Origin of the sequence: Comamonas sp. B-9 (assembly GCF_000410635.1) — a bacterium.
Lineage (GTDB): Bacteria > Pseudomonadota > Gammaproteobacteria > Burkholderiales > Burkholderiaceae_C > Comamonas.
In genome coordinates this window covers 1-401 of the sequence record NZ_KE148665.1, presented here as the reverse complement: position 1 = coordinate 401, position 401 = coordinate 1, and the positions used below count along the sequence as shown (strand labels likewise).

Below are 401 nucleotides of genomic sequence, written 5' to 3'. Positions count from 1 at the left end.
AAAAAGGTCCCCCGGGGCCCGCCGGCTTCCCTGCCACTGGCGATGACCGCATCGGCCCCCACCGCCTGCCAGGCCAGCGCCTCGGCCACCGTAGTGGCCGTGCCCCAGACCTGGCTGCCTGCGGCCTGCAGGCGCTGCACCTGGGCGGCGCTGAGAATGCCGAAGGTAAAGCTGGCGACGGCCGGGCGGCAGGCGACCAGTGCATCGAGCTGCTGCGCAAAGTCTTCGCACCACTGTGCAGGCACGGCCGGCTCGGCGCCAAAGCGCGCATAGAGCGGGGCCAGGCGCTGCAAGGCCTGCTGCACGGTGGCGGCATCGGGTGCAGGGGTGGCTTGCACAAACAAATTCATCGCAAAGGGCCGGCCGGTCTGCGCGCGCACTGCGGCTGCGGCTTCCGCCAT

Annotated in this window: 1 protein-coding gene; it reads right to left on the bottom strand. The window is 71.1% G+C overall.

Annotation, left to right across the window (positions count from 1 at the left end):
- The coding region (locus H928_RS33815) for a nitronate monooxygenase (protein ID WP_021028646.1) at positions 1–401 on the bottom strand (401 nt) is incomplete at both ends.